Source organism: Plantactinospora sp. KBS50 (genome assembly GCF_002285795.1).
GTDB lineage: Bacteria > Actinomycetota > Actinomycetes > Mycobacteriales > Micromonosporaceae > KBS50.
Genome location: NZ_CP022961.1, coordinates 1070535 through 1083478, shown reverse-complemented (window position 1 = coordinate 1083478; position 12944 = coordinate 1070535). Strand labels below are relative to the sequence as shown.

The window sequence follows — 12944 nt, the reverse complement described above, 5'->3', positions numbered from 1 at the left end:
CACCCACCCGGCCCGGCCGGTACGCCGGTCGGGGTCAGTCCGCGGTACGCGGATGGCCCGGGGCGTGCCGGGACCACGGCTGGGCCAACTCGAACTGGCCGGCGACGGCGAGCAGCAGCAGTTCCGTCCCCGGCGGGCCGACCAACTGCACGGCCGCCGGCAGCCCGTCCGGGCGCAGCCCGACCGGGACCACCAGCGCCGGCAGGCCGGCGATGTTCCACGGTGCGGCGTACGGGGCGTACCGGACGTTGGCCGTCAGGTTCGACCGCCAGGAGCGTTCCGACCACCGCCGCGCCGGCAGCGGCGGACCCGCCAGCGCCGGGGTGAGCAGCAGATCGACGCCGTTGTCGGTGAAGAAGGCGAGGCAGCGGTCCCGCCAGGCGGCCCGGTCGGACTCGCGGACCCAGCCCCGCCGCTCGGCGAAGCCGCCCAGCGCCGCGTGCCGGCGGGTACGCGGCTGGAGCGTCGCCGGGTCCAGCCCGGCCGCCCGGCTCTCCGCCGCCACCGCGGCCAGCCAGGTCGCGATGCCGGAGAGGCCGACCGAGGTGGGATAGGCCGGGTCGGTGGCGATGGTGTCGTGACCGGCCCGGGCCAGCAGCCGGGAGGCGGCGGTCACCGCGTCCCGGTTCGGGGCGTCCGGCCGGACACCGCGTACCGGCGACCGCAGCGACACCGCGACCCGCAGCCCGGCGGGCGGCACCAGCTTGTCCGGCGCCCGGCCGGCGAGCACGGCGAAGCCGAGCGCCGCGTCGGCCACGGTGGTGGCGAGGATGCCGTGCTCGGCCAGGCCGAACCAGTCGGTCGCGCCGACCTGGCTGGGCACCACGCCCCGGCCCGGCTTCAACCCCACCAGCCCGCAGCAGGCGGCCGGGATCCGGACCGAGCCCAAACCGTCGTTGGCGTGTGCGATCGGCACCAGACCGGCCGCCACGGCCGCCGCCGACCCCCCGGACGAGCCGCCGGGGGTGCGGTCGAGGTTCCACGGGTTACGGGTGATCGCGGTCGCGTCGTCGGTGCTGCCCCAGACGCCCAGCTCGGGCATCCTGGTCACCCCGACGATGACGGCGCCCGCGCCGCGCAGCCGCCGCACCACCTCGTGATCGAACTCGGCGACCGGGGTACGGGCCGCGGCCGAGCCGTTCCAGGTCGGCACCCCGGCCACCGGGGTGTTCTCCTTGACCGCCACCGGCACCCCGGCCATCGCCAGGTTGGCCAGGTCGTCCTGCTCGTCGACCTTCTCCGCCTCGACGATCGCCTCGCCGCCGCGGACCACCCGGAACGCCGACAGTTCCCCGTCGGCGCGTCCGATGTACTCCAGGTGATCCGCGACCACCTGGGTGGCCGACACGTCGCCCCGGCGCACGCCGCGGGCGATCTGTTTCGCGGTCGCACCCACCCAGGTCGCGTTGATGTCCCGCACCCGCCACCCTCCGTTCCCGCCCTGCGTCCCTGACCCGCACGGCCGGTCCCTGCCGGCACAGCCGATCCCTGACCCGCACGGCCGCCGCGGTGGCCCGCCGCCGGCCGTGCGCCGCCGGCCCTCCGAAGGCCGGCGGCCGGCGGGAGCGGCGTTCAGCCGAGCGCCTGCTCCAGGTCGGCGAGAAGGTCGTCGGCCGTCTCGATGCCGACAGACAGTCGCACGAGATCGGCGGGAACTTCAAGCGGCGAGCCGGCGGCGCTCGCATGGGTCATCCGGCCAGGGTGCTCGATCAGCGATTCGACGCCGCCCAGCGACTCGGCGAGCACGAACAGCCGGGCCGAGTCGCAGATCCGTACGGCGTGCTCCTCGCCGCCGGCGGCCCGGAACGAGACCATCCCGCCGAACCGACGCATCTGCTTGGCCGCGAGTTCGTGGCCCGGGTGCTCGGGTCGGCCGGGGTAGCACACCTGCGCCACTCCGGCGTGCCCGGCGAGGTAGTCGGCGATCCGCTCCGCGTTGTCGCAGTGCCGGTCCATCCGTACCCCGAGGGTCTTCAGGCCGCGCAGGGTGAGCCAGGCGTCGAACGGCCCGTTCACCGCGCCCATCGCGTTCTGGTGGTAGGCCAGCTGCTCCCCCAGTTCGGCGTCGCCGGTGATCAGGGCGCCGCCCACCACATCGGAGTGACCGCCGATGTACTTGGTGGTGGAGTGGACCACGACGTCCGCGCCGTACGCGATCGGCTGCTGGAGGTACGGCGAGGCGAACGTGTTGTCCACCACCAGCAGCGCCTCCGCCTCGTGGGCGATGCCGGCCAGCGCCGCGATGTCCGCGACACCCAGCAGCGGGTTGGTGGGCGTCTCCACCCAGACCACCCGGGTGTGCCCGGGCCGGATCGCCGCGGCGACCGCGTCGACGTCGGACACCTTGGCGGCGGTCCAGTTCAGCCCCCAACGCTGCGCCACCCGGGAGAACAGCCGGTAGGTCCCGCCGTACGCGTCGTCCGGGATCACCACGTGGTCGCCCGGCTGGCAGACCGCGCGCAGCAGGGTGTCCTCGGCGGCCAGGCCGCTGGCGAAGGCCAGGCCGGTACGCCCGCCCTCCAGCGCCGCGAGGGCCTGCTGGAGCGCGTCCCGGGTGGGGTTGCCCGACCGGCTGTACTCGTAGCCCAGCCGCGGCGAGCCCACGGCGTCCTGCGCGTACGTGCTGGTCTGGTAGATGGGCGGGATCACCGCGCCGGTCCGCGGGTCCGGCTCCTGGCCGGCGTGGATGGCGAGCGTCTCGAAGCCGTAGTCCATTCGACAGAGGCTAGCGCCTACCCGGCCGGGACACGGCACGCTCCGCCGCCGGCGGCGCCGTGCCGGCTACCCTGCCACGGTGGCGGGATGCGTGTTCTGTTCGATCGTGCGGGGCGAGGCGCCGGCCCTGATGGTGGCCGACGAGCCGGAGGTGCTGGCGTTCCTGGACACCCGGCCGGTCTTCAAGGGGCACCTGCTGGTCATCCCGCGCGACCACGTGGAGACGCTGGGCGACCTGCCGCCGGCGCAGGTCGGCGGCTACTTCGAGGCGGTCCGGCGGTTCGCGCTGGCCGTGCAGGCCGGGCTGGGCGCGGGCGGCAGCTTCGTGGCGATCAACAACCGGGTGTCCCAGTCGGTGCCGCACCTGCACACCCACGTCATCCCGCGGACCAGGGGCGACGGGTTGCGCGGCTTCTTCTGGCCCCGGCACCGCTACGACTCCGACACCGATGCCCGGACGTACGCCGAGCGGATCGCCGCGGCGTTGTGACGGCGCGTCCCGGCCTGCGCCGCCCTCAGCCGCGGGTCAGCCGCTCGATCAACTCGACGCTCTGCCGGTGCGGCAGCGCCTCGGCCCGGACCTCCTCCCAGGTCTGCCGGAGCGCCGCCACGTCCGACGGACGCTCCACCACCCGGCCGGCCAACTGGCCGTCCAGATACCCCATGTCGGTCCCGTCGGCCGCGGTCGCCAGCACGAAGGCGCCGTGCAGCCCCGGGTACGCCCCGGCGCCCGCCGGCACCACGTGCAGGTGCACCGACCGACGCCGGCCCAGCGCCAGCACCCGGAGCAGTTGCTCCCGCAGCACGCCGCGCCCGCCCACCAGCCGGTGCAGGACGGACTCGTCGAGCACCGCGTCCAGCCGCGGCGGAGGCTCCCGGTCGAGCACGACCTGCCGCTCCAGCCGGCCGGCGAGTTGCTGCTCCAGTTCGTCGCCGCGGAGCGCGCCCGCGGCCAGCAGCGCCCGCGCGTACCCCTCGGTCTGAAGCAGGCCCGGGACGACGAGCGGTTGGTACGAGCGCAGCGCCACCGCCTCCCGCTCGATGTCCGACCAGTCCCGCAGCCAGGGCGGCAGCACCTCGCGGCCCAGCCCGGTGCGGATCCGGGTGAGCAGCCCGTCGGTGGCCAGCACCTTGTCGCAGCGCTGGGCGAACTCCGCCCCGGGCACCCGGATCGCCTGTTCGATCTTCGCCAGCAGCACCTCCGGGCAGCCGACCAGCTCACCGAGTTCCGCCCGGGACAACCCGGCCGCCGTCCGCGCCCGGCACAATTCACCGGCGAAGAGTTCCAGCATCGGTGGATGGGCCATCCCCGCCTCCTCCCGTCGCGCCGTACCCTGCGGGCACGGCGACGACGGCGCCCGGTCCGCGGGATGCCGGCGACCGCCGGCAACGGACCAACCGCACGCACGTGTATCGATGGATTATCGACCGTAGTCGACCCCTCGGCAGGCTGTGAAGCCCGACGTCGGCGGCGGGAGCGGGGTCTGACCGGCCGGCGGACGGGTAAGGATCCGGACGGGCCGGGCGTTGCACCCGGCAGAGGCTCCACCCGCCGTCGGGGGGAGCCCCGAAAGGATCCGCCCGCCGTCGGGTTGATCCGAAAGGAGCCAGACGTGTTTCTTCGGCGCATGACGCCCCAGATGCCCTCACCGGACCAGATTCTTCCCGGCCGGCAGACGGCGATGCCGGTGAGCGATCGCCACGCCGTGCTCGGTGGCCCCCTGCAGGGCCCCTGGCCGGAGGGCACCCGGACCGCGGTGTTCGGCATGGGCTGCTTCTGGGGGGCCGAGCGGCTGTTCTGGTCGCTGCCCGGCGTCCTGTCCACCTCGGTGGGATACGCCGGCGGCCAGACCCCGAACCCCAGCTACGAGGAGGTCTGCTCGGGCTTCACCGGGCACACCGAGGTCGTCGAGGTGGTGTACGACCCCTCGATCATCGACTACCAGGACCTGTTGAAGGTCTTCTGGGAGAACCACGACCCGACGCAGGGCATGCGGCAGGGCAACGACGTGGGCACCCAGTACCGTTCGGCGATCTACGTCACCGACGACGAGCAGCTCGCCCTCGCCGAGCAGTCCCGGGACGCGTTCGCCCCGGTGGTGGCGAAGGCCGGGCACGGCGAGATCACCACGGAGATCGCCCGGCTCGGCGCGTACTACTACGCCGAGGACTACCACCAGCAGTACCTGGCCCCGTCGAAAAATCCGGGCGGTTATTGTAACCATGGACCCAATGGCATGACTTGTCCGGTTGGTGTCGCCAAGACCGCCTGATCCTTTCTCACCGCCTCAGGGCCGCCGGATATCAAACCGGCGGCCCTAGAGTCGGAGCCGGTTCCCAGGACAGTTAGACGGCAATCCTGTGTACGCCCGCCGGCCTAAACAGTGTTGTCGCGCCTGGCGCTGCCGAGAGACCCTGCAGCCGTGACCAACCAAAATTCCGAGGTACGCGCCGACTTCGACCGTCGGGTCGGCTCGGTGCGGGGCCGCCGCGTGCTCTCCGTCGGATATTGGGATCTGAGCGGCATGGGGACGGACGCCGAGTGGGACTTCGGCGACTGGCACCACGCCGTAATGGGCGTGCAGTTGACAACCGATGCGGGTCCGGTAACGGTGACTTGGACCGCGACCTTCTATCCGTACGGCGTCGAGGTCTTCCCGCAACCGATTGACCGCCACGTCGACCGGGAAGGGTCGCAACGGGTCGGGCCGAGTACCGATTCGCGCTGGACAGCGGTGCTGGGGCAGCCGGTGCGCGATGCGCGGGTGTCGTGGGAACGGTTCACCGTCGGACCCGCCTTGCGGTCGGACGGTCAGGTGATCGGCCGACCGCATGACGTAGACGTCCCGACCGCTCTGCGCTTGGACTTCGCTGGCGGCTCGGTGTGGTTCGTCGCCGGCATGCCCCAGTTCCCGGAACCGGAAAGGGTGTTCATTCCGGGGGACGAGATCGTGGTCGTGTTCACGCCCTCGAAGATGCGCCAGATGGGCTTCACGGACCCGACATTCACCGAGTGAACCAGCAGAAGCACTACACCGTTCGTCAGGATCGAAGAACCCGGACGGATACTGCAACCACGGCCCGAACGGGATGTCCTGCCCGGTCGGCGTGGCCCGTACCGGCGCCTGACGAACCGATTTGCCGAGCCCGACCGGTCCGCTACCACGCCGGTCGGGCTCGGATTCCGGTCGGGCGGTCCACCGCTCAGGCGATACCGGCGGCTCCCGCGGGGTTACCGGCGGCTCCGGGCGGGTTACCGGCGACTCTGGCGGGGCGTACCGGCGACGCCGGGGGTTACCGGCGGCTCCGGCGGGGCGTACCGGCGACGAACGCCGACCAGGCGGCCGGGGCGAAGGCCAGCACCGGGCCGGACCTGTCCTTGCTGTCCCGCACCAGCACCCGACCGGGCAGGTTGTCCGCCACCTCGACGCAGGCGCCGGTGCCGTTGCTGCGGCTGGAGGTGCGCCAACGTGGCTCACTTGTACTCATCGAGAATCCTCAAGATAAGGTCCCTGGACTGGATCACGGGCAGCGCGAGGGCGTCGATCTCTTCCCACGCTAGTTCCAAGTGTCCCAGGTCGCCAGCGCCGGTCACCGGGTGACCGATCAACTGGTCATCCATCTGACCGAACCGGCGACCGTCCGGCAGCGTGGCTATGTGGAACGGGCCGGAGAGACCGACGTGGATCCCCTCGCCGTCGATCGGCACCACACGGACCTTGACGTGCCGCTGGTGGGTGACGTCGGCCAGGTGCCCGAGCTGGGCCTTCAGAACGTCCCTCGGGCCACGGCGCAGGGCGATCTCGCCGATGATGGTGGAGACAGGAACGGGGGTGGGATGCTCCCGGTTGATGGTGTTCGCCTGCCGCTCGCGACGGGCGGCCATCAGGGTGTCGATCCGGCCGGCGTTGCGCGGCACCGCCGAGAAGACGGCCCACATGTAGGGCTCGCATTGCAGCAGTCCGGGGATCAACATCGGCTCCCAGATACGAAGCAGGTACGCGCGCCGCTCGTGCTCGTGCCACGGGCGCATCCACGGACGCAGGTCCTCGTGGGCCGTGCGGGCCTGCTCCTGGATCTCGGTGCCCGTCCCGAACAGCTCGTCAAGGCGCTGCGCAGTGCCGGCCTGCGGTATCGCCTTTCCAGACTCGAACTGCGAGACCAGGGATTTCGATACGCCGATCGCCTCGGCAAGGCGATCCTGTGCCATCCGCCGAGCCGCGCGCAACTCCCGCAGGCGGGCCGGCAGGCCCTGATGTTCACTCATGTTTATGTCCTCCGCTGTCCGTGCGGCGGTTGCGCATAGGCCGGCGGTGCTCACGTCCATCTTCCGAGGCCGGGCCGGGTGCGTCCAGCATGAAAGGCAGTACAGCGGCCATCGGCCCGAATCTCGGCCGTCGTGCTTCCTTCTTCAGCGAGAGGACGGTGCCCCATGACGCGTGCGCGGATCATCCTGATCGGACCGGTTCATCGGCGAGACTGGCGGGCTTGGGGGCGGCGCTGTACGTGTGGGCTGGGGTGGCGGTGCCCGGATGTCGGGTTGGTGCCGCCGCCGGCGGAGCCGGCGCCCCTTGGGGCGATGGGTGTGGCTTCGGGTGCCGGGCCGACACTGGCGGCGCCGGCCGGGGTGCTCGGCCGGCCGGGCGTGTGTCGGGGCAACGTTGGATGTTGGGCGCGGTTCGATGGGGCGCGGGCGGTGCGGGGGCGGGTGGCGCGATGATGGAGCGGGACGAGCGGCCGGTGCGGGTACCTGTCAGTCTTGATGCTTGGCGGTGGCCGGTGCGCATTGGTGACCTGGTGTGTGGGGAGTGTGACGTCACGCTGCGGATCCATCAGTTCACGGCGATGTCCGAGCTTGCCGCGGCGATCGAGAGGCATGCGCTGGTGTGTGTGATGTCCTGAAACGATGAGGCTGTCGGTGTTTCGGTGTGATGCGCTTGGGTTGGGGATGGCTCGACAGCGGCGTTTCTGGAGTGGACAATCGCTGGGCGCGTGTCGGATCGTTGCCTCGGAGAGGTGATCTTGCGGAGCAAAGTGAATGAAATCCGAGTAGTTGATCTATAGCGCCGCAGGTCAAGAAGTGTGCTCCCCGCGCATGCGGGGGTGATCCGGACACGCCCGTGCCGGGTGCCTACCCGCCGGCGCGCTCCCCGCACATGCGGGGGTGATCCCAGGGTGGACACCTGCCCATTCGAGATGCCCAGGTGCTCCCCGCGCATGCGGGGGTGATCCGGGCAAAACCACTGCTGCGCAGCGGAAGGCGGACGTGCTCCCCGCGCATGCGGGGGTGATCCGTTCCGCACCGATTTCGTACAGGCGTACATGCCGTGCTCCCCGCGCATGCGGGGGTGATCCTGACATTCTCAACCTTGCCAGGGTCGAAACGATGTGCTCCCCGCGCATGCGGGGGTGATCCCTCGGGACGACCACGGGGGAGCTGCACGCGGCGGTGCTCCCCGCGCATGCGGGGGTGATCCGCAGGCGCTGACTCACCGGACCGAGCGCCATGCGTGCTCCCCGCGCATGCGGGGGTGATCCCGGGATGTCGTCGTTGTAGGGGGATCCGGGCACGTGCTCCCCGCGCATGCGGGGGTGATCCGGGCGGAGATTCCCTCCACGCTGCGCGTCGAACGTGCTCCCCGCGCATGCGGGGGTGATCCGGCGCCGTGCTGAACCGGCCACACGGGGACTGGGTGCTCCCCGCGCATGCGGGGGTGATCCCGGGAGGCGATGCGGGTGGACGACACGACACAGGTGCTCCCCGCGCATGCGGGGGTGATCCAGCGAGGCCGGACGGTGACCGCCGACGACGTCTGTGCTCCCCGCGCATGCGGGGGTGATCCCTTGGCGCCCCGTGTGATCGCCAGATCGTCGGAGTGCTCCCCGCGCATGCGGGGGTGATCCCCCGCGCGGCATCCCCGAGCGGACCATCACGGAGTGCTCCCCGCGCATGCGGGGGTGATCCCCTGTCCGCCACGTTCACAAACCCCACCGCCGTGTGCTCCCCGCGCATGCGGGGGTGATCCCTCGGCGCGTGTGTGGTGGCGGCCGGCCACCGCGTGCTCCCCGCGCATGCGGGGGTGATCCTTGATCGTGAGGGTCATCGAACCCCCGTCGTTGGTGCTCCCCGCGCATGCGGGGGTGATCCCCAAGACCGTCTTGCCGTCCTTGGTCACAGCGGGTGCTCCCCGCGCATGCGGGGGTGATCCTGCGCGAACGGCCGGACGCGGCATATCCAGCACATGCTCCCCGCGCATGCGGGGGTGATCCGTCGCGACCTACAACGCCGAGGCCGGCGACATCGTGCTCCCCGCGCATGCGGGGGTGATCCGCATATGGCCGCCTGGGGAGGCGTATGGGCTCGGTGCTCCCCGCGCATGCGGGGGTGATCCTTGAGGAGCTGGAAGAGTGAACAGAGAGTCATGGTGCTCCCCGCGCATGCGGGGGTGATCCCACGGCGATCGGGTTGTCCATCGTCACCGTCCTGTGCTCCCCGCGCATGCGGGGGTGATCCGTGCTCGCCGTACTACAGGCTGGTGAGACGGTGGTGCTCCCCGCGCATGCGGGGGTGATCCTGTGCGTGGACGACGCCATGGGCATGGGCACAGGTGCTCGCCGCGCATGCGGAGGTGATCCGGAGCGCCGATGGCCGATGTTTGCGTTGCGAAGCCGCACTCCCCATCCCGATGGCGCCAAGATCATCTCATCTTCCGTGAAGTTGGGGGGTCCGAGTGGCCGGGATACCCCGAGTTCCCTGAAGACGAGTTGATCATGGCGACCGCCAGGGCGCCGTGCCCCTTCGACGGGGTCCTCGCCCACAGATGCCGTTCAGCGACGACCGGTTTCGGGGTGGGGACGCCCGAACCGACACCGCGGCAACGGGCGGTAGGTCACAGGCGGGCAGGCGACCGCGGACAGAGGGCGACGACGGGCGGTAGGTCGCAGGCGGGCAGGGGACCACGGACAGAGGGCGGCAACGGGCGGCGGACCGCAGGCGGGCAACGAACCGCGGACCGCGGACAGAGGACCGCAGGCGGCAACGGGTGGCGGGGTGATCTAAACCCGTTGCCGGCGGGTCGATCGGATGGATAGGTTGGCCGTACACGGGAAAGGAGGTGGTCCAGGCTTTGTGTAGTTATTGGACTCGTGAGGTGGCTGTCCGCTAGCCGCTGTCCTTGACAGTCATGGATCCCCTTCGACGGTTCTGCCGCCGGTGAGGGTCTTTGTCCGATCGTCGAGACCGTGTGGCAGCGGTACGGCGAATCCACGTCAGCCACCCGACCCCCGGGGTGCCGGCCCAGTCCAGCCGGCCCGCCGTACGCGGCGGAAGCCCCGGGGGTCGCTCATTTCCGGGGGTCGCATGTCCCGCGAGCTGGTGGTGCTCGGCACGGCGAGCCAGGTACCGACCCGGCATCGCAACCACAACGGTTACCTGCTGCGCTGGGACGGCGAGGGGATCCTGTTCGATCCCGGTGAGGGCACCCAGCGGCAGATGCTGCTGGCCGGCGTCTCGGCCACCGACGTCACCCGGATCTGCGTCACCCATTTTCATGGCGATCATTGTCTCGGCCTGCCCGGGGTGATCCAGCGGCTCTCCCTGGACCGCGTACCGCACCCGGTGGCCGCACACTTTCCCGCCTCGGGTGCCGACTACTTCGCGGCGCTTCGGCACGCCAGTTCCTTCTACGAGACCGCCGATCTGCGTCCCGAGCCGGTCGACGGGGACGTACAGGTGATCGGAACCCCGGTGGGCCGGTTGGAGGCCCGCCGGCTGCGGCACCCGGTCGAGGCGTACGGCTACCGCCTGGTCGAGCCGGACACCCGGCGGCTGCTGCCGGACCGGCTGGCGGCGTACGGCCTCGCCGGGCCGGCCGTCGGTGAGTTGAAGGCCGCCGGCCACCTGGACCTCGGCGGGCGCCGGGTGACCCTGGCCGAGGTGAGCGTGTCCCGGCCGGGCCAGGTGTTCGCGTTCGTGATGGACACCGGGCTCTGCGACAACGTGTACGCGCTGGCCGAGGGCGCCGACCTGCTCGTCATCGAGTCGACCTTCCGGACCGCGGACGCGAAGCTGGCGAACGACTACGGCCACCTTACGGCCGCGCAGGCCGCCCGGGTGGCGGCCGAGTCCGGGGTACGCCGGCTGGTGCTCACCCATTTTTCGCAGCGTTACCCGGATGTCCGTGGCTTCCTCGACGAGGCGCGGGCGGAGTTTCCCGGCGACGTGTCGGTGGCGGAGGACCTGTCGCGGTTTCCGCTTCCGAGCCGACGGGTACGCTCAGCCGGATGATCATCACATTGCGTCCTGCCCGGCGGACCGATTTGATGACGGTGGGTGCCCTGCACCACCGCTCCCGGGTGGCCGCCTACTCGGGATTCCTGGCCGCCGACGATCTTGCCCGGCCGACCCCGCGCGCCCTGGGCCGCTACTGGGAACAGCGGTGGCTGTACGAGCGCGCGGACCACCGGCTCACGGTCGTCGAGCACGGCGGGCGCGTCATCGGCTTCAGCTACGTCGGCCCGGACGAGCCGGAGGAGGATCCGAAGGGCGGTCTGCTGAACGCGATCCACCTGGATCCGCGCTGGCTGGGCCGGGGCGTGGGCCGGCAACTGATGATCGACGCGTTGGCCACGCTCGTCGACCTGGGCTACGCCCGGGCGAGGCTCTGGGTGCTGCGGGACAACGCGGTGGCCCGCCGGTTCTACGAACGCGGCGGGTGGAGCTGCGACGGGGTCGAGCGGACCGACATGATCGGCACGGCGGCCACGCCGCAGCTCCGGTACTCCCGCGAGCTGGTCTGAAACCCGCCCGCTACCGGGCGCCGAGGTGGGCCAGCAGGTCCTGGCGGGTCAGTACGCCCTTGGGCTTGCCGTCGACGAGCACCAGCGCGGCGTCCGACTTCTCCAGCAGGTCGACCGCCTCGCTCACCGGCTGGCCGCCGCCGATCATCGGCAGCGGGTCGCCCATGTGCCGTTCGATCGTGTCGTGCAGGTGTGCCTGGCCGGTGAACAGGGCGTCGAGCAGGTCCCGCTCGGCGATCGACCCGGCCACCTCGCCCGTCACCACCGGCGGCTCGGCCTTGAGCACCGGCAGCTGCGAGACGCCGTACTCGCGCATGTAGTCGATGGCGTCCCGGACCGTCTCCGTCGGGTGCACGTGCACCAGTTCCGGCAACCCGCCCGGCTTCTTGGCCAGCGCCTCGGCCACGGTCGCCTCACTGCCGCCGGTGGCCAGGAAGCCGTACCGGGCCATCCAGTCGTCGTTGAAGATCTTGGACAGGTAGCCCTTGCCGCTGTCCGGCAGCAGGACCACCACCACGTCGTCCGGTCCGGCCCGGCGGGCCACCTCCAGCGCCGCCACCGTGGCCATCCCGCAGGAGCCACCGACCAGCAGCCCTTCCTCGCGGGCCAGCCGCCGGGTCATGTCGAACGAGTCCTTGTCCGACACCTCCACGATCTCGTCGCAGATCTTCCGGTCGTACGTCTCCGGCCAGAAGTCCTCGCCCACCCCCTCGACGAGGTACGGCCGGCCGGTGCCGCCCGAGTAGACCGAGCCCTCCGGGTCCGCGCCGACCACCCGCACGGCGTCCTCGGACACCTCCTTGAGGTACCGGCCGATGCCGGTCACGGTGCCGCCGGTGCCGACCCCCGCGACGAAGTGGGTGATCCGGCCGGCCGTCTGGTCCCACACCTCGGGGCCGGTGGTCTCGTAGTGCGAGCGCGGGTTGGCCGGGTTCGCGTACTGGTCGGGCTTCCAGGCGCCGGGGATCTCCCGGGCCAACCGGTCCGACACGTTGTAGTAGGAGCGCGGGTCCTCCGGGGCGACGGCCGTGGGGCAGACCACGACCTCGGCGCCGTAGGCCCGAAGCACGTCCTGCTTGTCCTGGCTGACCTTGTCCGGGCAGACGAACACGCACCGGTAGCCGCGTAGCTGGGCCACCAGGGCCAGCCCGACGCCCGTGTTACCGCTGGTCGGTTCGACGATCGTGCCGCCCGGCCGGAGAATCCCGGCCGCCTCCGCGTCCTCCACCATCCGCAGCGCGATCCGGTCCTTCACCGAACCGCCCGGGTTGAGGTATTCCACCTTGGCCAGGACGGTGGCCTGGATGCCCTCGGTGACGTTGCGCAGCCGCACCAGCGGGGTGTTGCCGATCATCTCGACCACATTGTCGTAGTACCGCACTCCGGGCGCCTCTCTCGTTCGGCAGCTCGGCCGCACGGCTCTGCCGAGC

Annotated in this window: 12 protein-coding genes, 1 pseudogene and 1 CRISPR repeat array; of the genes and pseudogenes, 7 read left to right on the top strand and 6 right to left on the bottom strand. The window is 71.4% G+C overall.

The window, feature by feature from the left end:
• Positions 1-34: 34 nt before the first annotated feature.
• Both CIK06_RS05055 and CIK06_RS05050 read right to left on the bottom strand, forming a co-directional pair.
• Positions 35-1420, bottom strand: a complete 1386-nt coding sequence (locus CIK06_RS05055) for an amidase (protein WP_095563842.1) — start codon at positions 1418-1420, stop codon at positions 35-37.
• A gap of 152 nt (positions 1421-1572) precedes the next feature.
• A complete protein-coding gene (locus CIK06_RS05050; RefSeq protein ID WP_095563841.1) occupies positions 1573-2715 on the bottom strand; it encodes a cystathionine gamma-synthase in 1143 nt (380 codons plus the stop codon).
• Positions 2716-2794: 79 nt separating this feature from the next.
• Here CIK06_RS05050 and CIK06_RS05045 point away from each other — a divergent pair, with 79 nt between their 5' ends.
• Positions 2795-3205 carry an HIT family protein gene (locus CIK06_RS05045; protein ID WP_095563840.1) on the top strand — a complete coding sequence of 137 codons (411 nt, stop codon included), beginning with the start codon at positions 2795-2797 and terminating at the stop codon, positions 3203-3205.
• 25 nt (positions 3206-3230) lie between these two features.
• Here the strand turns inward: CIK06_RS05045 and CIK06_RS05040 are convergent, their stop codons facing one another.
• A complete protein-coding gene (locus CIK06_RS05040; RefSeq protein ID WP_095563839.1) occupies positions 3231-4022 on the bottom strand; it encodes a helix-turn-helix transcriptional regulator in 792 nt (263 codons plus the stop codon).
• 306 nt (positions 4023-4328) lie between these two features.
• Here CIK06_RS05040 and msrA point away from each other — a divergent pair, with 306 nt between their 5' ends.
• From msrA to CIK06_RS05025, 3 genes and pseudogenes are all read left to right on the top strand, one after another.
• Positions 4329-4988 (top strand): peptide-methionine (S)-S-oxide reductase MsrA, encoded by a 660-nt coding sequence (msrA, locus tag CIK06_RS05035; protein ID WP_095563838.1) that lies wholly within the window; start codon positions 4329-4331, stop codon positions 4986-4988.
• Between the two features lie 150 nt (positions 4989-5138).
• On the top strand, positions 5139-5732 hold the full coding sequence (locus CIK06_RS05030) for a hypothetical protein (protein ID WP_095567576.1): 594 nt from the start codon (positions 5139-5141) through the stop codon (positions 5730-5732).
• 31 nt (positions 5733-5763) lie between these two features.
• Positions 5764-5844, top strand: a pseudogene (locus CIK06_RS05025) (peptide-methionine (S)-S-oxide reductase); the annotation flags it as partial.
• A gap of 165 nt (positions 5845-6009) precedes the next feature.
• Here the strand turns inward: CIK06_RS05025 and CIK06_RS05020 are convergent.
• Together CIK06_RS05020 and CIK06_RS05015 are read right to left on the bottom strand one after the other, a co-directional pair.
• Positions 6010-6204: a DUF397 domain-containing protein gene (locus CIK06_RS05020; protein ID WP_095563837.1), complete on the bottom strand. Its 195-nt coding sequence runs from the start codon at positions 6202-6204 to the stop codon at positions 6010-6012.
• Entirely contained in the window at positions 6191-6982 is a 792-nt protein-coding gene (locus CIK06_RS05015) for a helix-turn-helix transcriptional regulator (protein WP_157756602.1), read from the bottom strand. Before CIK06_RS05015 ends, CIK06_RS05020 begins: the two co-directional genes overlap by 14 nt.
• Before the next feature lie 449 nt (positions 6983-7431).
• Here CIK06_RS05015 and CIK06_RS05010 point away from each other — a divergent pair, with 449 nt between their 5' ends.
• From CIK06_RS05010 to CIK06_RS05000, 3 genes are all read left to right on the top strand, one after another.
• The gene (locus tag CIK06_RS05010) at positions 7432-7617 is read left to right on the top strand and encodes a hypothetical protein (protein WP_095563835.1); all 186 of its coding nucleotides are present in this window, start codon (positions 7432-7434) and stop codon (positions 7615-7617) included.
• 180 nt (positions 7618-7797) lie between these two features.
• A CRISPR array of direct repeats spans positions 7798-9351; the repeat unit is 28 nt; unit sequence GTGCTCCCCGCGCATGCGGGGGTGATCC.
• 724 nt (positions 9352-10075) lie between these two features.
• Entirely contained in the window at positions 10076-11002 is a 927-nt protein-coding gene (locus CIK06_RS05005; RefSeq protein WP_095563834.1) for a ribonuclease Z, read from the top strand.
• Positions 10999-11514, top strand: coding sequence for a GNAT family N-acetyltransferase (locus CIK06_RS05000; protein WP_095563833.1), 516 nt, complete (start codon positions 10999-11001; stop codon positions 11512-11514). Before CIK06_RS05005 ends, CIK06_RS05000 begins: the two co-directional genes overlap by 4 nt.
• Positions 11515-11524: 10 nt before the next feature.
• On the opposite strand, the gene CIK06_RS04995 is transcribed toward CIK06_RS05000, so the two are convergent.
• The gene (locus CIK06_RS04995) at positions 11525-12895 is read right to left on the bottom strand and encodes a cystathionine beta-synthase (protein WP_095563832.1); all 1371 of its coding nucleotides are present in this window, start codon (positions 12893-12895) and stop codon (positions 11525-11527) included.
• Positions 12896-12944: the final 49 nt, after the last annotated feature.

Excerpts from the sequence above, each read along its gene's own strand:
- CIK06_RS05020 (WP_095563837.1), bottom strand. The coding sequence starts at position 6,204 with ATGAGTACAAGTGAGCCACGTTGGCGCACCTCCAGCCGCAGCAACGGC.
- CIK06_RS05015 (WP_157756602.1), bottom strand. The coding sequence starts at position 6,982 with ATGAGTGAACATCAGGGCCTGCCGGCCCGCCTGCGGGAGTTGCGCGCG.
- CIK06_RS05010 (WP_095563835.1), top strand. The coding sequence starts at position 7,432 with ATGATGGAGCGGGACGAGCGGCCGGTGCGGGTACCTGTCAGTCTTGAT.
- CIK06_RS05040 (WP_095563839.1), bottom strand. The coding sequence starts at position 4,022 with ATGGCCCATCCACCGATGCTGGAACTCTTCGCCGGTGAATTGTGCCGG.
- CIK06_RS05050 (WP_095563841.1), bottom strand. The coding sequence starts at position 2,715 with ATGGACTACGGCTTCGAGACGCTCGCCATCCACGCCGGCCAGGAGCCG.
- CIK06_RS05000 (WP_095563833.1), top strand. The coding sequence starts at position 10,999 with ATGATCATCACATTGCGTCCTGCCCGGCGGACCGATTTGATGACGGTG.
- CIK06_RS05005 (WP_095563834.1), top strand. The coding sequence starts at position 10,076 with ATGTCCCGCGAGCTGGTGGTGCTCGGCACGGCGAGCCAGGTACCGACC.